Annotated in this window: 20 protein-coding genes; 9 read left to right on the forward strand and 11 right to left on the reverse strand. The window is 67.6% G+C overall.

Features of this window, described 5'->3' with window-relative positions:
- Window positions 1-6: 6 nt before the first annotated feature.
- From kynB to ACIPRI_RS18350, 4 genes are all read right to left on the reverse strand, one after another.
- On the reverse strand, window positions 7-654 hold the full coding sequence (gene kynB / locus ACIPRI_RS18335; RefSeq protein WP_446622901.1) for an arylformamidase: 648 nt from the start codon (window positions 652-654) through the stop codon (window positions 7-9).
- A 70-nt stretch (window positions 655-724) separates the two neighbouring features.
- Window positions 725-1,039 (reverse strand): YkgJ family cysteine cluster protein, encoded by a 315-nt coding sequence (locus ACIPRI_RS18340; protein ID WP_446622902.1) that lies wholly within the window; start codon window positions 1,037-1,039, stop codon window positions 725-727.
- 9 nt (window positions 1,040-1,048) lie between these two features.
- Complete coding sequence (locus ACIPRI_RS18345) at window positions 1,049-2,437, reverse strand: sensor histidine kinase (protein WP_446622903.1); 1,389 nt, start codon at window positions 2,435-2,437, stop codon at window positions 1,049-1,051.
- Window positions 2,434-3,090: a response regulator gene (locus tag ACIPRI_RS18350; RefSeq protein WP_446622904.1), complete on the reverse strand. Its 657-nt coding sequence runs from the start codon at window positions 3,088-3,090 to the stop codon at window positions 2,434-2,436. Before ACIPRI_RS18350 ends, ACIPRI_RS18345 begins: the two co-directional genes overlap by 4 nt.
- Window positions 3,091-3,198: 108 nt before the next feature.
- Between ACIPRI_RS18350 and ACIPRI_RS18355 the strand changes: the two genes are divergently transcribed.
- Window positions 3,199-5,154: a prolyl oligopeptidase family serine peptidase gene (locus ACIPRI_RS18355; RefSeq protein WP_446622905.1), complete on the forward strand. Its 1,956-nt coding sequence runs from the start codon at window positions 3,199-3,201 to the stop codon at window positions 5,152-5,154.
- Between the two features lie 96 nt (window positions 5,155-5,250).
- Here ACIPRI_RS18355 and argF read toward each other — a convergent pair whose 3' ends face one another.
- On the reverse strand, window positions 5,251-6,183 hold the full coding sequence (gene argF, locus ACIPRI_RS18360) for an ornithine carbamoyltransferase (protein WP_446622906.1): 933 nt from the start codon (window positions 6,181-6,183) through the stop codon (window positions 5,251-5,253).
- Window positions 6,180-7,388, reverse strand: coding sequence for an acetylornithine/succinylornithine family transaminase (locus ACIPRI_RS18365; RefSeq protein WP_446622907.1), 1,209 nt, complete (start codon window positions 7,386-7,388; stop codon window positions 6,180-6,182). Before ACIPRI_RS18365 ends, argF begins: the two co-directional genes overlap by 4 nt.
- Window positions 7,389-7,563: 175 nt before the next feature.
- Here ACIPRI_RS18365 and ACIPRI_RS18370 point away from each other — a divergent pair, with 175 nt between their 5' ends.
- From ACIPRI_RS18370 to ACIPRI_RS18385, 4 genes are all read left to right on the forward strand, one after another.
- Window positions 7,564-7,899, forward strand: coding sequence for a DUF3579 domain-containing protein (locus ACIPRI_RS18370; protein ID WP_446622908.1), 336 nt, complete (start codon window positions 7,564-7,566; stop codon window positions 7,897-7,899).
- Between the two features lie 46 nt (window positions 7,900-7,945).
- On the forward strand, window positions 7,946-9,415 hold the full coding sequence (locus tag ACIPRI_RS18375; RefSeq protein WP_446622909.1) for a sensor histidine kinase: 1,470 nt from the start codon (window positions 7,946-7,948) through the stop codon (window positions 9,413-9,415).
- A gap of 18 nt (window positions 9,416-9,433) precedes the next feature.
- Window positions 9,434-10,090 (forward strand): response regulator transcription factor, encoded by a 657-nt coding sequence (locus tag ACIPRI_RS18380; RefSeq protein WP_446622910.1) that lies wholly within the window; start codon window positions 9,434-9,436, stop codon window positions 10,088-10,090.
- A 125-nt stretch (window positions 10,091-10,215) separates the two neighbouring features.
- A complete protein-coding gene (locus ACIPRI_RS18385; protein WP_446622911.1) occupies window positions 10,216-10,716 on the forward strand; it encodes a GlcG/HbpS family heme-binding protein in 501 nt (166 codons plus the stop codon).
- Between the two features lie 61 nt (window positions 10,717-10,777).
- Here ACIPRI_RS18385 and ACIPRI_RS18390 read toward each other — a convergent pair whose 3' ends face one another.
- Window positions 10,778-11,566, reverse strand: a complete 789-nt coding sequence (locus ACIPRI_RS18390) for a TorF family putative porin (RefSeq protein WP_446622912.1) — start codon at window positions 11,564-11,566, stop codon at window positions 10,778-10,780.
- A 250-nt stretch (window positions 11,567-11,816) separates the two neighbouring features.
- On the opposite strand from ACIPRI_RS18390, the gene ACIPRI_RS18395 reads away from it, so the two are divergent.
- Window positions 11,817-12,161 carry a hypothetical protein gene (locus ACIPRI_RS18395; RefSeq protein ID WP_446622913.1) on the forward strand — a complete coding sequence of 115 codons (345 nt, stop codon included), beginning with the start codon at window positions 11,817-11,819 and terminating at the stop codon, window positions 12,159-12,161.
- Between the two features lie 138 nt (window positions 12,162-12,299).
- On the opposite strand, the gene rpsT is transcribed toward ACIPRI_RS18395, so the two are convergent.
- A complete protein-coding gene (rpsT, locus tag ACIPRI_RS18400; RefSeq protein ID WP_446622914.1) occupies window positions 12,300-12,602 on the reverse strand; it encodes a 30S ribosomal protein S20 in 303 nt (100 codons plus the stop codon).
- Window positions 12,603-12,706: 104 nt separating this feature from the next.
- Here rpsT and murJ point away from each other — a divergent pair, with 104 nt between their 5' ends.
- From murJ to ACIPRI_RS18415, 3 genes are all read left to right on the forward strand, one after another.
- Window positions 12,707-14,272, forward strand: a complete 1,566-nt coding sequence (gene murJ / locus ACIPRI_RS18405) for a murein biosynthesis integral membrane protein MurJ (RefSeq protein ID WP_446622915.1) — start codon at window positions 12,707-12,709, stop codon at window positions 14,270-14,272.
- Window positions 14,273-14,413: 141 nt separating this feature from the next.
- Window positions 14,414-15,265, forward strand: a complete 852-nt coding sequence (locus tag ACIPRI_RS18410) for a SirB1 family protein (RefSeq protein ID WP_446622916.1) — start codon at window positions 14,414-14,416, stop codon at window positions 15,263-15,265.
- A 17-nt stretch (window positions 15,266-15,282) separates the two neighbouring features.
- Window positions 15,283-15,696, forward strand: a complete 414-nt coding sequence (locus tag ACIPRI_RS18415) for a VOC family protein (RefSeq protein ID WP_446622917.1) — start codon at window positions 15,283-15,285, stop codon at window positions 15,694-15,696.
- Here the strand turns inward: ACIPRI_RS18415 and ACIPRI_RS18420 are convergent.
- From ACIPRI_RS18420 to ACIPRI_RS18430, 3 genes are read right to left on the reverse strand one after another with little or no spacing between them, the layout of a single operon-like run.
- Window positions 15,693-16,691 (reverse strand): GlxA family transcriptional regulator, encoded by a 999-nt coding sequence (locus ACIPRI_RS18420; protein ID WP_446622918.1) that lies wholly within the window; start codon window positions 16,689-16,691, stop codon window positions 15,693-15,695. The two genes, ACIPRI_RS18415 and ACIPRI_RS18420, sit on opposite strands and share 4 nt — an antisense overlap.
- Window positions 16,658-17,296, reverse strand: coding sequence for a DJ-1/PfpI family protein (locus ACIPRI_RS18425; RefSeq protein WP_446622919.1), 639 nt, complete (start codon window positions 17,294-17,296; stop codon window positions 16,658-16,660). Before ACIPRI_RS18425 ends, ACIPRI_RS18420 begins: the two co-directional genes overlap by 34 nt.
- Window positions 17,293-17,865, reverse strand: a complete 573-nt coding sequence (locus ACIPRI_RS18430) for an isochorismatase family protein (RefSeq protein ID WP_446622920.1) — start codon at window positions 17,863-17,865, stop codon at window positions 17,293-17,295. Before ACIPRI_RS18430 ends, ACIPRI_RS18425 begins: the two co-directional genes overlap by 4 nt.
- Window positions 17,866-17,916 lie beyond the last annotated feature (51 nt).

Genomic DNA, 17,916 nt, shown 5'->3' on the forward strand with positions numbered 1-17,916 from the left:
TTTCTTCTAGGAGATCAGTTCGCGCAGCACGGCACGCACGGGAGAGGCGTCGGCGCTGACCAGCTTCAGCGGCAGCGCGATGAGTTCGTAGTCGCCCTCGGGCACGTCGTCCAGCACCAGGTTCTCCAGCACGCGCAGGCCGCGCTGGCGGATCACCTGATGGCTGTCCAGGCGCTTGCTGTCGGCCGGATCGATGCTGGCGGTGTCGATGCCCACCAGCGTCACGCCCAGGTCGGCCAGGCGCTCGATGGTGCCGGGCGCATAGGCCGAGAGCTGCGGATCCCAGCGCTCTATAGGCATGCGGCGATAGGTGCGCACCAGCACGCGCGGCGGCAGGTCGTGCTGCAGGGCGTGCTCGATGTGGCGCCACTCGACCAGCGGCCCGCAGTCGATGGCGTGGATGACGCGGCAACGCCCCAGGAAGGGCGTCAGCTCGACCGCGCCGATGGTGGCACCGTCGGCGTCGTAATGCAGCGGCGCATCGGCATGCGCGCCGACGTGCGGCGAGAGCGTGATCTCGCTGACATTGACCGGGCAGCCCGGCGCGATGGTCGCGGCCCAGCGCTGGCGGTAGGGCGTGTCGCCTGGGAAAACCGGCGCGCCCTCGTGCACGGGCGGCGAGATGTCCCACAGGCGGGGAGTTGAAGATTCCATGGCGCTGAAGGTAGCGCTGCGCGAATAACCGTGGTGTCGGTTATTTCCAACGCAAATGAATCAAAAAATATCAGCGTGCCAGCGGCAGTAGACCGTGTCGGGCACGTGCCCGTTCGCAGGCATCGCTGCCGGCTTCCAGTTCATGGCAAGGGTTGGGCCGCCACTCGTAAATGCCGCAGGAGACCTGGGTGCCGATCTGCCCCACCAGTGCGGCGCAGCGCGGCCGCGCATGGTCGGTGCCGCGCATGCGTGCGATCGTGTCGTTCACGTCCACCGCCAGGCCGGAAGGCACGGGGCCGCCTTGCTCATCCAGTTCGAAGACGCTGAAGTCGACGCGAAAGCTGGCGCAGCAGGCGCCGCATTGCTGGCAGGGGGAGGGGTGCATGACGGGGCTTCAGACGCTGCTGGGAATTCGGACCACGAAGCCTACACCGCGTCCGTCCAGGCCTTCGCCGATCTCGACCCCGCCGCCCATGCGCAGGGCAGCCTGCCGGACGATCGCCAACCCCAGTCCCGAGCCACGTGCTTCGTGGTCGGCACCGCGGTAGAAGCGCTCGAAGATTTTCGCGTGCAGTGCCTGGGCAATGCCAGGTCCGTCGTCCTGGACGCGCACATGCAGCTCGCCGCCCGCCTCATGCAAGGCAACAGCCACCGTGCCGCCCTGCCGGCCATAGCGAAGGGCGTTGTCCACGAGGTTGTTGACGACCGAACCCAGGGCCGCGACCTCGACCTTCCACGCCAGTTGTTCCGGTGCTTCCAGCGAGAGTTCCATGTCCTTGGCAAACGCGCTTTGCGCCAATGGCGCCAACGCCCCGCGCAACCAGTGCGCCACGTCCAGATGGCGGGTGTGCGCAGCGCCGTCCTGGTCCAGCGCCGCGAGGTCGAGCAACTGCTGCGCCATGTGCGAGGTGCGGGCGATCGCCTGGTCCAGCTGCGTCTCGGCTTGCACGCGCTCGGCGGCGTTGTCGGCATGGGCCAGCACGTGCGCCTGGGCATTGATCACCGCCAGCGGCGTGCGGATCTCGTGCGCCGCGTCCTGCACGAAGGCGCGTTCGCGCTCGAGCTTGTGGCGCAGCCGTGCCAGCAGGTCGTCCAACGCTGCCACCAGCGGCTTGAGCTCGCGATGCTTTGCGTCAAAGCCGACCGGCCGCAGGTCGCTCGCGTCACGCGCGCCGATGCGCGTGGCCAGTTCCTGCAGGGGGCGCAGGCCGCGCAGGATGGGCAGCCAGATGGCCAGCAGGACGATGGGCAGCGCGATCAGCAGGTAGGGCAGCAGGAAGCGCGCGTTGTAGCTCAGGAAAGCGGCGTCGCTGCGCAGGGGTTCGGCGATGCGCAAGGTCCATTGGGGCGTGCGTGCCTGCGTCAGCAGGTAGTGCGTGCCTTGAAGTTCGAGCGCCTGCACCGGCGCCGCCGGCGCGGGCAGGGCGTCGGCCCACAGGCCCGGCGTCGCATAGACGCGGCGTCCGGAGGCGGTGTCGAGCAGTTCGAACTCCAGCGCGCCTGGCACACGCTCGTTGCCCTGCCGGCGGATGTTCATCCAGGTGGCGGTGGCTGCGGCGAAGGCAGCCCCTTCTGCCTCGGAGTGAACATGCGCCAGCGCCGCTTCCATGGCGGCAGCGAACTTCGGCAGGCCGGGGTCTTGCGTGCGGATGCGCACGCGGTCCAGGTACAGGTAGCTCAGCAGGGCCGCCCACACCAGGAAGAAGGCCAGCAGCACCGCCCAGACGCTGCGGCGCACCAGCGAGGGCTCCAGGGCCCGTTCCAACCATCGTGATGCGTTCATGCGTTCAGCTGGTAGCCCACGCCGCGCACGGTGCGGATGCGCTCGCTGCCAATCTTGCGGCGCAGATTCGACACGTGGACCTCGATGGCTGCAAAGTCCAGCGGCTCGCCCAAGGGCTCGAGCCGTTCGGACAACGTGCCCTTGGCCACCACCGCACCGGGTTCGCGCGCCAGTTCGACCAGCAGCTGAAACTCGCGTTGCGACAAGGGCAGTGCTTGCCCGTCCAGGCGCGCCAGGTGGCGGCGCGGCTCGATCACCAGGTCGCCCAGGCGCCATTCGTCGCTCGCCTGGCGGGCACTGCGCCGCAGTACCGCATGGATGCGCGACATCAGCTCCGCCGTGGCGAAAGGCTTGATCACGAAGTCGTCGGCGCCGCCGTCCAGACCGCTCAAGCGGTCTTCGAGGGCCGAGCGTGCGGTGATCACGATGATGGGTGTCCGTGTGCCGCCCTTGCGCCAGCGGGTCAGCAGGTCGAATCCGCTGCCGTCGGGCAGGGTGAGGTCCAGCAACACACAATCGATCGAAGCGTCGTCGATGCGAATCAGTGCGTCGGCGGCGCGGCGCCGCCATTCGCTGGTCAGGCCCTCGACCTTGAGCGCGGCCTGCAGCGCGCGGCCGAGGTCCAGGTCGTCTTCGATGAGCAGGATGTGCATGGCGCCCGATTCTGGCGGCGAAGTCTTGGGCGCAGCCAAAGACGCACCTCCTTTTTGGCATTGCCCAAGGTTCGGCCCAGCAGAATCGGCGCTTCAGATGGAGGCTCCATGCGATTGCTGATGGTTCTGTTCCTTGCCTTGTCGGCGGCCCACCTCGGCGGCTGCAGCGTCGCGCCCACGCATCCGGCGCTGCAAAGCCAGGCGCTGCCGCCCTTGATTCCGGTGCGCGAGTTCGTCGCCAACATCGAGGGCACGAGCCAATACCGTGTGTCGCCCGATGGCGTATCGCTCGCCTGGAAAGGCGTCAGCGGCCTGAAGCCGGCCGTGTGGGTGAAGAAGCTGGCCAGCGGCGAGACATGGGCGATCCCGATGCGCGCGCAAGCCATCGTCTGGTCGGGCGACGGCCGCTTTCTGTTCCTCACCGTGGATCGCACCGGCGACGAGGACACGCACGTGTTCGCCGTCGACACAGCGCGCGCCGATGCGCAGCCAGTCGACCTGACACCGTTTAAGGGCTCGCGTTCGCGCATTCAGCGGCGCATCGACAACGGCGCCGAGGTGGTCGTGTACTCGAACGCGCGCGACAAGAAGGTGTTCGACCTCTACCGGATCGACCCCGCCACCGGCTCGCGCACCTTGCTTGCAAAGAACCCGGGCAACGTCACGAGTTGGTCGGTGGATCGCGATGGGCGCCTGCGCGCACGCTCGGTGCAGGAGGGGGATGACCGCTACCTGCAGGTGCCCGATGGCGCCGCATGGCGCACCACGCTGCGCTGGCAGAAGGACGAGAACTGGTGGATCGCCGACTTCGTGCCTGGCACGAACACCGCGTGGGCGGTCTCGGGCCGCGGGCGCGACAAGGAGGCCCTGGTGCGCATCGATCTCGAATCGGGTGCCGAGGAGGTGGTCCACCAAGAGCCCGAGGTCGACATCGAGCAGGTTCTAATGAACCGCCACGGCAACATGCCGCTCGCGGCCTATTCGATGCCGGCCTATCCGCGCGCCCGGTACTTCGATGCTGCGTTGGCGGCGCGGCTCGAACCCCTTGCGGGCGGCGAGCCCGCCGCGGTCCACGTGACCAGCAAGTCCGACGATGAGCAGACCATGACCGTGAGCGTCGGCACCGACCGGGGCTGGAAGTACTACCTGCTCGCCGGCGCGTCGAAGGCGCCGGAACTGCTCGGCGAGAACAGCATCAGCGGCCTTGCCTCATCGCTGGCGTCGACGCGGCCGATCGCCTACGCGGCGCGCGACGGCCTGCAGATCCATGGCTATCTCACGCTGCCGCGGGGTGTTCAGGCACGCGCGCTGCCGATGGTGTTGCTGGTTCATGGCGGCCCCTGGGCGCGCGATCTGTGGACCTACCAGGGCACCAACCGCAGCGTGCAGCAGTTCCTCGCCAACCGTGGCTATGCGGTGCTGCAGGTCAACTACCGCGGTTCCAGCGGCTACGGCCGCGCCTTCATGGAAAAGGCCGTGGGCGAGTTCGCGGGCAGGATGCACGACGACCTGATCGACGGCGTGCGCTGGGCCGTGGCGCAGGGCGTGGCCGACCCGGCGCGCGTGGCCATCTATGGCGCGAGCTACGGCGGGTATTCGGCGCTGGTGGGTGCCACGATGACGCCCGACACTTTCGCCTGTGCGGTGGATGCGGTGGGCATGTCCGACCTGTCGCGACTGATCGAGAATGCGCCCGCGTACTGGACGCTGGGGCTGCCCTGGTGGAAGCGCTACGTGGGTGATCCGGCCGATCCGGCCCAGCGGAAGATCATGGACGCCAAGTCGCCCATCAATCATGTCGGCAAGGTGCGCGCACCGCTGCTCATCATGCATGGCGTGAACGACCCGCGCGTGAGGTTCGACCAATCGGAGCGCATGGTGACGGCACTACGCGACGCCGGCAAGCAGGTCGAGTTCGTCAGCTTCCAGGACGACGGCCATGGCAATCAGAAGTGGACCAACAACCTCGCCATGTACCGCAAGACCGAGGACTTCCTGGCGGGCTGCCTGGGCGGGCGCAGCAGCGGCTTCGACTACTACCAGCTGGGCGCCTGGGCCTTCTGAGCCCCCAGGGCCGGGCCAGCCCGGCCCGCCCCCCGCGGGGGGATCAAGCAAAGTGGCAGAGCCACATTTGCTTGAGAAGGCCCAAGGGCGGCTTGTTTAGAGCCGTCCCAGGAGCAGGAACTCCATAAGCGCCTTCTGCACATGCATGCGGTTCTCCGCCTCGTCCCACACCACCGACTGCGGGCCGTCGATCACTTCGGCCTGCACCTCCTCGCCGCGGTGCGCGGGCAAGCAATGCATGAAGAGGGCGTCGGGCTGGGCGACGCGCATCATCTCTTCGTCCACGCACCAGTCGGCAAAGGCCTTGCGGCGCGCCTCGTTCTCGGCCTCGTAGCCCATGCTGGTCCAGACGTCGGTGGTGACCAGGTCGGCGCCGCGGCAGGCTTCCATCGGGTCCTGGAAGACCTTGTAGCTGTCGCCCGAACGAATGCCGGCCACCGACTGGTCGACCTCGTAGCCGGTGGGCGTGCTCACATGCACAGTGAAGCCCAGGATCTCGGCGGCCTGCAGCCAGGTGTTGGCCATGTTGTTGCCGTCGCCGACCCAGGCCACCGTCTTGCCCTTGATCGAGCCGCGGTGCTCGATGTAGGTGAAGATGTCCGCCAGGATCTGGCAGGGATGGAACTCGTTGGTCAGGCCGTTGATGACTGGCACGCGCGAATGCGCGGCAAAGGCCTCGATCTTGGTCTGTTCGAAGGTGCGGATCATCACCAGGTCGACCATGCGGCTGATGACCTTGGCGCTGTCGTCGATCGGCTCCGCGCGGCCCAGCTGGCTGTCGCCGGTGGTCAGGTGCACCACGCTGCCGCCCATCTGGTACATGCCGGCCTCGAAGCTCACGCGGGTGCGCGTGCTGGCCTTTTCGAAGATCATCGCCATGGTGCGGTCCACCAGTGGCTGGTGCCTCTCGTAGGCCTTGAACTTCTTCTTGATGAGCGCGGCGCGTGCGAACAGGTGCTCGTACTCGTCCGCCGTGAAATCGGCGAAATGAAGATAGTGGCGAATGGCGGTGGCGGCGGCGGTGCTCATGCCTTCGATTCTTCCGCAAGAAAGCCTTTCACGATAGGCACCAGGATGGCCACGATCTCGTCGGCCTCGGCCTGCGAGAGGATCAGCGGCGGCACCAGGCGGATCACGCTGTCGGCCGTCACACTGAGCAGCAGGCCGGCATCGCAGGCGCGCTGCAGGATCACGCCGCAGGGGCGGTCCAGCTCGATGCCCAGCATCAGGCCCTGCCCACGCACTTCCTTCACGCCGTCCACGTCGGCCAGCTCGCGGGCAAGGGCGGTCTTGAGGTGCGTGCCCACCTTGTCGGCATTCTCCAGCAGCTTGTGCTCTTCCATGATGCGGATGGTCTCGATGCCCGCGCGCATGGCCAGCGGATTGCCGCCGAAAGTGGTGCCGTGGTTGCCGGGACCGAAGATGTTGGCGGCCTTGGGGCCGGCCACCACCGCGCCGATCGGCACGCCCGAGCCCAGGCCCTTGGCCAGCGGCATCACGTCCGGCTTGATACCGGCCCACTGGTGGGCAAACCACTTGCCGGTGCGGCCCATGCCGCACTGCACCTCGTCGATCATCAGGAGCCAGTCGCGCTCGTCGCAAAGCGCACGCACCTGCTTGAGGTATTCCAGGCGCATCGGGTTGATGCCGCCTTCGCCCTGGATGGTCTCGAAGAACACGGCCACCACGTTGGGGTTGCCTTCGGTGGCCTTCTTCAAGGCCTCGATGTCGTTCAGCGGAACGCGGATGAAGCCTTCCACCAGCGGGCCGAAGCCGGCCTGCACCTTGGGGTTGCCGGTGGCCGACAGGGTAGCGATGGAGCGGCCATGAAAGGCGGCTTCGTAGACCACGATCTCGGGGCGCTCGATACCCTTGTCATGCCCGAACTTGCGCGCCAGCTTCAGCGCCGCTTCGTTGGCCTCCAGGCCGGTGCAGCAGAAGAAGGCATTGGTCAGGCCCGACAGCTCGGTCAGCTTGGTGGCCAGCTGTTCCTGCCCCGGCACGTGGTAGTAGTTGGAGCTGTGGATCAGCTTGCTGATCTGGTCCTGCAGGGCAGGCACCAGTTCCGGGTGGTTGTGGCCCAGCGTGTTGACGGCGATGCCGCCCAGACCGTCCAGGTAGGCCTTGCCGTTCGTGTCCCACACGCGGCAGCCCTGGCCATGCGACAAGGCAATCGGCAGGCGGCCGTAGGTGTTCATGACGTGGGGCGAGGTGGGCTGGGCGTTGGCGCTCATGCGGTTCTCCGGATGGGGGAGGTGGACAGGAAGAAAGAAGGGCAAATTCTAGGCGCCGGTCATGACGCGTTCCTTGAGGATTGCGCATCACAGCAATGTCCCCCAAGTGACGGCGCAGGTGTCTCGAAAGGTAGAATCCTTGTGCGCTGCAGCATTGCAGCACGTCTTCGCACACATGGTCTCTCCCACCGCCAAAGAAATCTTCATCCAGGGCATCACCCGCGACGGCCGCACCTTCCGGCCCAGCGATTGGGCTGAGCGATTGGCGGGCGTGATGTGCTCCTTCCGGCCGGGCGGGGCGCAGCCGGGCAGCCACCTCAACTATTCGCCCTGGTGCGTGCCGATGGTCATCAACGGCATCAAGTGCGTGGTGGTGAATCGGGAGCTGCGCGACTATGAGCCCATGGCCTGGGATTTCGTCCTGAATTTCGCCCGCGACAACGACCTGCAGGTGGCCGAGGCCTGCCTGGTCCCGGACGCGCCCAAGCCGGCGGACAAACCCGCGCGCTGAGCCCTCCCGCCGGCGCCACTTGCCGGACGCAGCACAATCGCCCCCGATGAAAACTCGTTGGGGCACGCTCTCGATCTGGCTGCTCGCCTGGCTGGTGCTGAGCGCCGCCGGCGCTGCCTGGATCGCCCGCGACGGCCTGCGCCAGTTGCAGGACGACTTCGACACGCAGGCGCGCATCACCCACCGGCTTCTCAGCCAGCAGGTGGTGCAGTACGACGCCGTGCTCGCCACCCTCGCCCTGCTGGGCAACGCCGACGACCGCAGCGGCGCCGAGCAGCGCCTGTCGGCCGTCTATCCCTCGATCCTGCGGGTGGCGCGGCGCGATGCCGACGCGGCCTGGCCCGATGCGCGGCTGGCGGCGGCCGAGGCGCAATCGCGCCAGGCGCAGCGTGCGCAACTGGGCCCGGTGGATTTGGCCGCCGGCCGCTACTGGCTGGTGATGGCAGCGCAGCCGGTGAGCTATGCCCTCGACATCGACCTGGCGCGCACCGTGCCCTGGGCCGACTGGCCGATGGACCCCAAGGCCAGCCCGGTGCGCTTGACCTTGCAGCTGGCTGGCCAGCACTACGTGGTGCAGCCCGGCGCGAAGGCGCAGGGACCCTGGCGCTTCGAATTTCACAAGCACCTGGCCTCGGCCAGCCAGGATTTCGACGTGGCGGCAGAGCGCTCGGTGCTGCTGTCCGAACTGCCCTGGGGCTGGATGCTCGCCTGGATGCTGGGCGTGGGCCTGCTGCTCGCCAGCGCCCGCTGGCTGCAGAGCCAGCGCACCGAGCGCCGCCGCGCCGAGGAGCGCGTCCGCTTTGCCCAGGTGGCGCGCCTCAATGCCCTGGGCGAGTTGGCGGCCGGCATGGCGCACGAGTTGAATCAGCCGTTGACGGCGGTGCTGGCCAACACCCAGGCTGCGCGCCGCCTGCTGGATGAAGAGGCGGGGCCGGACGAACTGGCGACTGCGCGCAGCGCCATGGGCCAGGCGGCCGAACAGGCGCGGCGCGCTTCCGACGTCGTGGGCCGCCTGCGCCGCGCGATCGAGCGCCCCGCCAGTGACAACCGCGGCCAGGCGCTCGACCTGCACGGGGTGCTGCGGCGTGCGCTGAACCTGCTGGAGCCCGAGCTGGCGCGCCACGGCGTCGAGGTGCGCCTTTCCGGCAGCGGTCCCCAGGGGCTGCGCGCCAGCGGCGACCCGGTGGCGCTGGAGCAGATCGTGCACAACCTGCTGCTCAACGCGATGCAGGCCCAGGCACAGCAAGCACCGGGCACGCGGCGCATCGAACTGTCGTATGGCGCCGCGGACGCGCGTCACTGCCGAATCGAGGTTTGCGACAACGGCCCCGGCATTGCGCCCGAGCTGTTGCCGCGCATCTTCGAGCCTTTCTTCAGTACCCGCGAGCATGGATTGGGCTTGGGCCTGAGCCTGTGCGAGACCCTGGCGCAAGAGATGGGTGGCTCGCTCGGCGCGGCGATGGGCAAGGACGGCCACGGCGCCTGCTTCACCCTGCGCCTGCCGCGTGTCCAATAGCCGCAAAAGAGAAGTCGCATGAACGAACTGCCTGCCTCGCATCAATCGCCGCTGATCCACCTGATCGACGACGACGCGGCCGTGCGCGACAGCCTGGCCCTCCTGATCGGCACCATCGGCCTGCGCGTGCAGACCTGGGGCGACGCGCAGCGCTTCGTCGCCGAGTTCGACCGCGGCAGCATCGGCGCCATCGTGCTGGACGTGCGCATGCCCGGCATCAGCGGCCTGGCGGTGCTCGAGACGCTGGTGGCCGAAGGCGTGGACCAGCCGATCCTGATGCTCACCGGCCATGCCACGGTGGAGATGTGCCGGCGCGCCTTCAAGTCCGGCGCCGCCGAGTTCCTGGAAAAGCCGGTGGACGACGAAGAGCTCTTGGAGGCCCTGCGCCAGGCGGTGCGCCGCCACGTACGCTCGCGTGAGCGCGGCCGGGTCGATCAGGCCGCCCGCGGGCGTTTTGCGCAGTTGTCGGAGCGCGAGCGCGAGGTGCTGGCGCATATCGTACGGGGCTTGTCCAACAAGGAGATCGCGCGCGTGCTCGGCCTGTCGCCGCGCACCGTGGAAAGCCACCGCGCCAACATCTTCGCCAAGCTGGAATGCGCTTCGCTGGCGCAGCTGATCCGGCACTACGCCGACCTGGTGGTCGACGGCGCGGACGACGGCGAGGGCGCACCGTAGAACTACGGAGCGCAGCGCGTAGCGCTACGAATGGACCGCGCGGCGCGCGTTTTCAACAATGCGATGAGCGGCGGCGAGTGCCTCCGCCTCGTTTCTTTGTTCTTGTGAACCCTGGAGATAAGCACATGTCCATTCGCTCCCGCCTGGCTGTCAGCGCCGCCCTGGTCCTCGCCGCCCTCGGCGCCCAAGCCCAGACCGGCGCCGTGCGCGCCGAGAAGAACATTTCGCTCGAGCTGGCCAACCAGATCGCCACCGCCACCGTGGCCGCTTGCGCCGCCAACGGCTACGCCGTGGCTGCCACCGTGGTCGACCGTGCCGGCGTGGTGCGTGCTGTCCAGCGTGCCGACAATGCCGGCCCGCACACCATCGCAGCGAGCGAGCGCAAGGCCTTCACCTCGGCCTCGGCCAAGGCACCAACCAAGACCATGCTGGAGAACTCGCAGAAGAACCCCGGTGCCGCCACGCTGGGCGACATCCCGGGCTTTTTGCTGCTGGGCGGCGGATTGCCGATCAAGGCTGGCAACGAGGTGATCGGCGCCGTTGGCGTCGGCGGCGCGCCGGGCGGTCATCTGGACGAGCAGTGCGCCCAGACCGCGCTCGACAAAGTCAAGGGCGAACTCGGCTGATCGGCCGTTCCTTAAAACGTGAGCTGACCGGCCTCGCAAGGGGCGGTCAGCTTTTTTCTTTCTAGAGCGTCTTGGTCAGGGCCACGATGAAGCGGGCCTTGTTCGGGGACAGGGTCTTGCCGTCGGCCCCCGTCACTTCGTAGGCGCTGCCCTTGTTGGCGCCTTGCACGTAGCCGGCCAGCGCCAGCCCGCCGCCGAAGTCGTAGGACAGGCCCAGGCTGTAGTCCACGTAGCTCTCGTAGCCCAGGCCCTCGATGTCCGAGGACATGTTGGTGTAGCCCACCGCGGCCTTCAGGGTCAGCTTGGAGGCGATCGCCTTCGCGTAGCCCAGGTTCAGGTAGCCCGTGTTGCTGCCCTTCAGGCCCGAGCCGCTCTTGTTGCCGGCGTAGTTGAAGTAGTCGTCCGAGACGGTGTGCGAGTACTTCACGGTGAAGGCGCCGAAAGCGTCGTTGGCATAGGTGGCGGCGCCATAGATTTCCCAGGTGTTGCCGGCGGTGGCGCCGGGGTAGATGTAGCCCAGGGTGCCCACGTCCCAGTCGATGCCGCCGCCCTTGAACTTGTAGCCGCCGTAGACGTCCATCTCGATGCTGTTGCCAGTCATCCAGTTGACGCTGGAGTTCCAGTTGCCGAGATAAAAGCCGCTCTCGTGGGCATAGTCGAAGCCGCCCTGGATGGCCGGCTTGACGGCGCTGGTCTTGAAGTTGCCGTTGCTGCCCAAGGTGTCCTGGTCCTGGCCGCGGAACTTGTAGTTGGTGGTGAGGGCGGCGTTGCCGCTCAGCTGGGCGCTGGCAAGGAGAGGAAGCGCTGCGAGTGAAAAAGCGGCCAGCGCCTTGGCGAGAACTCGGTTCATGAGGGGCGAGGATCTTTGTTGTTGAGGAAGCACCAAGCCTAGGAGGGCGGGCATCAAAAGTTCGTAAAGAACCGCGCGCCGCGAATAAAGATTCGGTCGCTGTGCGCGGGACAGCGCGCCTTGCACGACGCGCGTTTCCGCCTGCTCCATCATTTTTTGCACCGCTTTTATGCGCACCTGCCCAGACTGCAAGCCTCCTGTCTGGATTTGGGTGTCATTGATGGCTTATGCCGCTTACTGTGACCACGCCGTGGTCACGAAGACCGCGTCGGTTCGCAAGAACAAGAACAACGACGGCGCCGCCTCATTTCATGTTCTCGACGTGACGGTGAGCTGCGCCGATGCGCAGCAAGTGCGCCGCGCGATTGCGCGCTGTCCGGGCGCCGGCGTGGTGCGCTGCCGTGTGCTGCTGCACGAACGATGTTCCACCAGCGAGGATGACGCGCCCCGCGTGCGGCTCATGATCCGCTTGGCGCAATCAAGCTATCTGCACGTGCTGCATGCCTTGCTGCAGGCCGTGCCCACCGGCGAACTGGGCCGGCTCATGAGCTGGCGCGATCACCTCAAGCGCTGCGGGCTCGGTGCAGCGCATTGAGCGGCATCACGCCGTGGGCGGCAAGAACGAGCGCCCATGAAAAAACCGCCCGAAGGCGGTTTCTCATCTTTGCTGCAGCGCACCCCGATCAAACGGCGGACCGGTGGTCGGTCCGGGCTGGGTGTTGCCTGATGGGCCTCAGGCGGCGGCGGTGGCCAGGGCCTTGACCTTGGCCGACAGGCGGCTCTTGTCGCGAGCAGCCTTGTTCTTGTGGAAGATACCCTTGTCGGCGACGATGTCGACGATGCTCTGGGCCTTGGCGAAGAGTTCAGTCGCCTTGGTCTTGTCGCCAGCGGCGACAGCCTTCTCGACGTTCTTCACGGCGGTGCGGTATTTGGAGCGCAGCGAGGTGTTCGCGGCGTTGATCTTGACGTCCTGACGGACGCGCTTGCGGCCCGACGCGAGGCGCGGGTTCTTTTTCTTGGGCTTGGACGATGCCATGGTTTATATCCTTAAGTGTCTGAGGATGTTGCAGCAAAGCCCTCTATTATAGGCGAAGCTGGCGCCGCGGGCGTTGGGCGGTTTCCAACACATACACTTGGCTGGTGTCGCTTTTCAAATCCGCCTCCACCGTTTCCCTCCTGACCCTCGCCTCGCGCATCACCGGTCTCGTGCGGGACGTGCTGATGGCCTCGGTGTTCGGCGTCAGCGCCCTGACCGACGCTTTCAACGTCGCCTTTCGTATTCCCAATCTCTTTCGTCGGGTATTTGGCGAGGGCGCCTTCAGCCAGGCCTTCGTGCCGGTGCTGGCGGCGCGCAAGGCAGAGCGGGGCGAAACTGGCGCCCGCGAGCTGATCGACCATGTCGCCACCCTGCTGACCTGGGCGCTGGTGCTGCTGTGCATCGCCGGCGTGGTGGCGGCGCCGATCCTGGTACTGGCCATGGCCAGCGGCCTGAAGCAGACGGGCAACGGCTTCGACGCTGCCGTGGTCATGACGCGCTGGATGTTCCCTTACATCGGCTTCATGTCCCTGGTGGCGCTGGCCGGCGGCATCCTCAACACGTGGAAGCGCTTCGCGGTGCCGGCAGCCTCGCCGGTGCTGCTGAACCTGTGCCTGATCGGCTCGATCGTGCTGGGCGCGCCCTGGTTCAAGAGCCGCGGCATCGAGCCCATCTATGCCCAGTGCGTGGGCGTGATGGTGGGCGGCGCGCTGCAGCTGACGCTGCAGCTGCCATCGTTGCGACGGCTGGGCCTTCTGCCCAACATCGGCGCCAGCTGGGGGGCCTTGCGCACCGCCTGGCGTGACGAAACCACGCGCAAGGTGGTGCGGCTGATGCTGCCGGCGCTGCTGGGCGTGAGCGTGGCGCAGATCTCTCTGCTCATCAACACGCAGATCGCCTCGCATCTGGCGCCCGGCAGTGTGACCTGGGTGACCAATGCCGACCGCCTGATGGAATTTCCCACTGCGCTGTTGGGCGTGGCGCTGGGCGTGGTGCTGATGCCGCAACTGGCGGGCGCGCGGGCGGCGGGCGACGAGGTGCGCTATTCGTCCATGCTCGATTGGGGCCTGCGGCTGGTGCTGCTGCTGTCGCTGCCCTGCGCGATGGCGCTGCTGGTGTTTTCCGGGCCGCTGGTGGCGGTGCTGTTCCACTACGGCCTGTACGAAGGCAGCGACGTGGCGCGCACCAGCGCCGCGCTGGTGGGCTATGGCGTGGGCCTCCTGGGTATCGTGGCGATCAAGGTGCTGGCGCCGGGCTATTACGCGCGGCACGACATGCGCACGCCGATGCGCATTGCCGTCGGCGTGCTGATCTTCACCCAGGTGCTGAACTTCTTCCTGGTGCCGCACCTGAAGCATGCGGCGCTGACCCTGTCGATAGGCATCGGTGCGCTGGTCAATTCGCTGTGGCTGCTGGTGGGCCTGCTGCGCGCGGGCACCTACAAGCCGGTGGCCGGCTGGCCCTTGTTCATCCTGCGCGTGCTGCTGGCAACGGCGGCCCTGGGCGGCCTGCTTTATTGGGGCGCGCATCACTTCGATTGGGTGGCCATGCGGGCCGATCCGCTGCGCCGCATCGGCCTGCTGGCGGCGTTGATGGCCGGCGCCGGCGCCGTGTATTTCGGCGTGCTGCTGGCCAGCGGCATGAAGTTGCGCAAGCTGTTGCGCCACTAGTGCGCTGACCGCAGCGATACCCGTAGGTATCGCGAGGATTTGCAACGCCGCCATGACGCGAAAGGCGCGATTTCATGCGCAGTTATTTGCGGGACAGTGCACTCGCCTTGACGCCCCCCGAGGCGTCCACTACAAAGACACATGTCCCTGAGCATCACGGCACCGACCGCCCTCGAATATTTCGGCACGCTGGTTCAAAGCGACGAGCAATTTCCGTTGCTGGAGGCCGTCGCCAGCCTGGCGCAGGATGAATATCCCGAGCTCGACGTGCAACAGGTGCTGGGCGACGTCGATCAATTGCTGGCCCGCCTGCGCCGCCGCTTGCCGGCCGATGCGGCGCCGCTGCAACGCCTGCGTGCCCTCAACCAGTTCTTCTTTCATGACCTGAGTTTCGGCGGCAACGTCAACGACTACTACGACCCCGACAACAGCTACCTGAACGCGGTGCTGCGCACGCGCCGCGGCATTCCCATTTCGTTGGCGGTGCTGTGGCTGGAACTGGCGCAGGGTCTGCATCTGCATGCGCGCGGCGTGGGCTTTCCGGGGCACTTCATGCTCAAGGTCACGATGCCCAAGGGGCAGGTGGTGATCGATCCCTTCACCGGCCGCTCGCTCTCGCGCGAAGAACTCAGCGAGCGGCTGGAACCCTACAAGCGCAGCAGCGGCCTGGTGGGTGAGTTCGACGTGCCGCTCGGCCTGTACCTGCAGCCCGCGACGCCGCGCGAGATCATTGCGCGCATGCTGCGCAACCTGAAGGAAATCCACCACACGCAGGAAGACTGGCAGCGCGCCATCGCGGTGCAAGACCGCCTGGTCGTGCTGCTGCCCGAAGCCTGGGGCGAGTACCGCGACCGCGGCCTGGCGCATGCCGGCCAGGGCAACAATGCGCTGGCGGTGCGCGACCTGGAGATCTACCTGGCGCACGCCGAGGACGCGCTCGACATCGACGTGATCGCCGAACGCTGCGCCACCTTGCGCCGCGCCGCCGGCTGAACCGAAGGCCTCGCCCCATGACTGCGCCCGACCTGGGCACGCTGCACCAGTTCCATGGCGTGCAGCCGGTGCTGCCGGTGGCCGACGTGACGCGCGCGGCCCGCTATTTTCGCGACGTGCTGGGCTTCGAGATCGACTTCATCGCCGGCGAGCCGCCCAGCTATGCACGGGTGAAAAAAGGCGCCGAGCGCCGCCATGGCGATCCGGTCTACCTGCGGCTGTGGCAGTGCGGCGCCGCGCCGGCCAGCGGCCAGTCGTGGAAGGGCGAGATCGTGATCCACGTCGGCCATGACGTGGACGGCCTGCACGCGGCCTACGTGAAGCGCGGCGTGGACATCGTCGAGCCGCTGGCATCGCAGCCCTGGGGCCTGCGCGAATTTGCCCTGCGCGAGCCCGATGGCCACGTGCTGCGCTTTTGCGGATACCTCTAGCGTACTAGCCGTTGCACTGCAGCCGAAGGCGAGCCCTCCAGCCCGAACTGGTGCCAGGCGCGCCGCAATTGCGTGTCGGAGCCAAAGCCCGACAGCTCGGCGGCGCGTGTGACGCTGGCGCCGGATTGCAATGCCAGCTGCGCGCTGGCCAGGCGCAGGCGGCGCAGGTAGGTCAGAGGCGCTACGCCGGCATGCTCGACAAAGAGGCGTGTCAGGTGGCGCGGCGAGGTGTGCGCCACCTTGGCCATGCGCGGCACGCTCCAGTCGTGCTGCGGCCTTTCGCTCACCGCGTCCTGCACCCGGTGCAAGGTCGCATGCAGGTGGTGGCGGTGGGCCAGGAAGGGTGACAGCTCGGGGTCATGCGGCCCGCGCCGCTGTGCCACCACCATGGTCTGCGCCACCTGGGCGGCCAGCGCCGCGCCGCAGAGTTCGCCGATTCGATGCAGCACCAGGTCGATGCCGGTGGTGACCCCGGCGCTGCTGTAGACGGGCGGATCGCGCACGAAGACCCGGTTGGCCACGATCTCGCAGCGTGCATCGGCTTCGCGCAGCTCCTGCAGATGATGGTGATGCGTGGTGGCGCGCCGCCCGCTCAGCACGCCGGCGTGTGCCGCCAGCAGGGCGCCGGCACAGATGGTCAGCAGCTCGAGCCGGCCGGCCTCGAAGCGCAGGCCGCGCAGCCAGTGGATGAGCTGCCGCGCGCCATCGCTTTCTACCGAGATGGAGCGGCCCGGCTGTCCGACCAGCACTACCCAGGCGGGCCCGTCCCAACGCGTCGGCAGCGGCTGCAAGCCGCACAGCCGCACGCCGACCGAGGTGACGGAATCCGGATAGGGACTGGCGAACTCGATCGCGAAGCGCTCGCGCTGGCCGCGGGCGCGCAGAGCCTGGTTGGCAATGCGCAGCGCCTCGGCCGGACCGGCCCAATCCAGCACCAGGCTGTGGTCCAGCAGGGCAAAGACTACGCGGATGGGGCGCTCGGATTCGGGGTCCATGCAAAGTCCATCTGGCGTGCGGTAGCGAGCGCCAGTTCGCGTCCGGCCAGGCGTTCCACCAGGTGCAGGCTCATGTCGATGCCGGCGCTGATGCCGGCGGAGGTGACGGTGCATCCGTTGTCGACCCAGCGCACATCGTCCACCACCTCGAGGCCGGGAAAGCGCTCGCGCAATTCGGCCACGTCTTCCCAGTGGGTGGTGACGCGCTCGTTGCCCTGCAGCACGCCGCTGCTGGCCAGCAGGAAGGCGCCGGTGCACACCGAGGCGGTGATGCGCGCGCCCCGCGCCTGCGCTGCGATCCAGGCCAGGGTGGCGGGGCTTGCCAACGGTGCGTCGACCACGCCGCCCGGCACGATCAGCAGATCGGCCTGCACCGCCCGATCGAGGTCCAGGTCCGCCAGCAGCCTCAGGCCGGCGCGGGCCTGCACCCGCTGCGCTTCGCCCACCGACTGCACCTCGAACAGCGCCGGCGCCTGCGGATGCCGGCGCGCGTGCATGCGGCTGGCCGTGGTGAAGACCTCGAAGGGGCCGGCGAAATCCAGCGCCTCGACACCGTCGAAGGCCAGGATCAGCACGCACAAGGTGCCTTTCCCGGAAGCGCTCATGCCGCGACCGGTGCCGCGACGCGCGCAAGCGCCTGGTCCGCCGTGGCAATGGTCGCGAAGCGGCCGGCGAGCACGGTGGCGGTGCGTGCCTTGATGTCCTGGGCCGACAAGGGATTGCCGTCGGGCTGCTTCATGTCGAAGGTGAGGGTGGCATCGGTGACGTAGTCGATCGACCAGCCCAGGTCGGAGGCATGGCGTGCCGTGGTTTCGCAACATTGCTCGGTGCGAATGCCGCTGATGATCAGCCGGCCGATGCCCTTCTGCGTCAACCACACGTCCAGGCCGGTGCCCACCAGCGCGCTGTGGCGCCGCTTGTGGAAGGTGGCGTCGGCCTCGAAAGGCGCCAGGCCTTCCAGCGGCCGCACGTGGCCCGATTCCATCGCGAAGGGGTTGCTGGCAACGGCGGGGCCGTCGACGTGGAAGACCCGCACGATCGGCACGCCGGCCGCCTTGGCGCCTTCGATCAGCGCGTTCTGCGCCGCCAGGTAGGCGGGCAGGTCGCGCTCGGTGAAAAAGGGGCGCTGGCGGAAGGACTCCTGCGCGTCGATCACAATCAGACAGCTCTTCATGGCTTGCATCCTCGTGAGAAAAAGTGGGACGGTACGCCAATTCTCCAGGGA

The organism is Variovorax sp. LARHSF232 (assembly GCF_052871435.1).

Excerpts from the sequence above, each read along its gene's own strand:
- ACIPRI_RS18345 (WP_446622903.1), bottom strand. The coding sequence starts at position 2,437 with ATGAACGCATCACGATGGTTGGAACGGGCCCTGGAGCCCTCGCTGGTG.
- rpsT (WP_446622914.1), bottom strand. The coding sequence starts at position 12,602 with ATGGCATCGTCCAAGCCCAAGAAAAAGAACCCGCGCCTCGCGTCGGGC.
- ACIPRI_RS18375 (WP_446622909.1), top strand. The coding sequence starts at position 7,946 with ATGAAAACTCGTTGGGGCACGCTCTCGATCTGGCTGCTCGCCTGGCTG.
- ACIPRI_RS18385 (WP_446622911.1), top strand. The coding sequence starts at position 10,216 with ATGTCCATTCGCTCCCGCCTGGCTGTCAGCGCCGCCCTGGTCCTCGCC.
- ACIPRI_RS18365 (WP_446622907.1), bottom strand. The coding sequence starts at position 7,388 with ATGAGCGCCAACGCCCAGCCCACCTCGCCCCACGTCATGAACACCTAC.
- ACIPRI_RS18410 (WP_446622916.1), top strand. The coding sequence starts at position 14,414 with ATGTCCCTGAGCATCACGGCACCGACCGCCCTCGAATATTTCGGCACG.
- ACIPRI_RS18425 (WP_446622919.1), bottom strand. The coding sequence starts at position 17,296 with ATGAGCGCTTCCGGGAAAGGCACCTTGTGCGTGCTGATCCTGGCCTTC.
- ACIPRI_RS18355 (WP_446622905.1), top strand. The coding sequence starts at position 3,199 with ATGCGATTGCTGATGGTTCTGTTCCTTGCCTTGTCGGCGGCCCACCTC.
- ACIPRI_RS18380 (WP_446622910.1), top strand. The coding sequence starts at position 9,434 with ATGAACGAACTGCCTGCCTCGCATCAATCGCCGCTGATCCACCTGATC.
- kynB (WP_446622901.1), bottom strand. The coding sequence starts at position 654 with ATGGAATCTTCAACTCCCCGCCTGTGGGACATCTCGCCGCCCGTGCAC.
- ACIPRI_RS18415 (WP_446622917.1), top strand. The coding sequence starts at position 15,283 with ATGACTGCGCCCGACCTGGGCACGCTGCACCAGTTCCATGGCGTGCAG.
- ACIPRI_RS18430 (WP_446622920.1), bottom strand. The coding sequence starts at position 17,865 with ATGAAGAGCTGTCTGATTGTGATCGACGCGCAGGAGTCCTTCCGCCAG.
- ACIPRI_RS18390 (WP_446622912.1), bottom strand. The coding sequence starts at position 11,566 with ATGAACCGAGTTCTCGCCAAGGCGCTGGCCGCTTTTTCACTCGCAGCG.
- ACIPRI_RS18340 (WP_446622902.1), bottom strand. The coding sequence starts at position 1,039 with ATGCACCCCTCCCCCTGCCAGCAATGCGGCGCCTGCTGCGCCAGCTTT.
- ACIPRI_RS18350 (WP_446622904.1), bottom strand. The coding sequence starts at position 3,090 with ATGCACATCCTGCTCATCGAAGACGACCTGGACCTCGGCCGCGCGCTG.
- ACIPRI_RS18370 (WP_446622908.1), top strand. The coding sequence starts at position 7,564 with ATGGTCTCTCCCACCGCCAAAGAAATCTTCATCCAGGGCATCACCCGC.
- argF (WP_446622906.1), bottom strand. The coding sequence starts at position 6,183 with ATGAGCACCGCCGCCGCCACCGCCATTCGCCACTATCTTCATTTCGCC.
- ACIPRI_RS18420 (WP_446622918.1), bottom strand. The coding sequence starts at position 16,691 with ATGGACCCCGAATCCGAGCGCCCCATCCGCGTAGTCTTTGCCCTGCTG.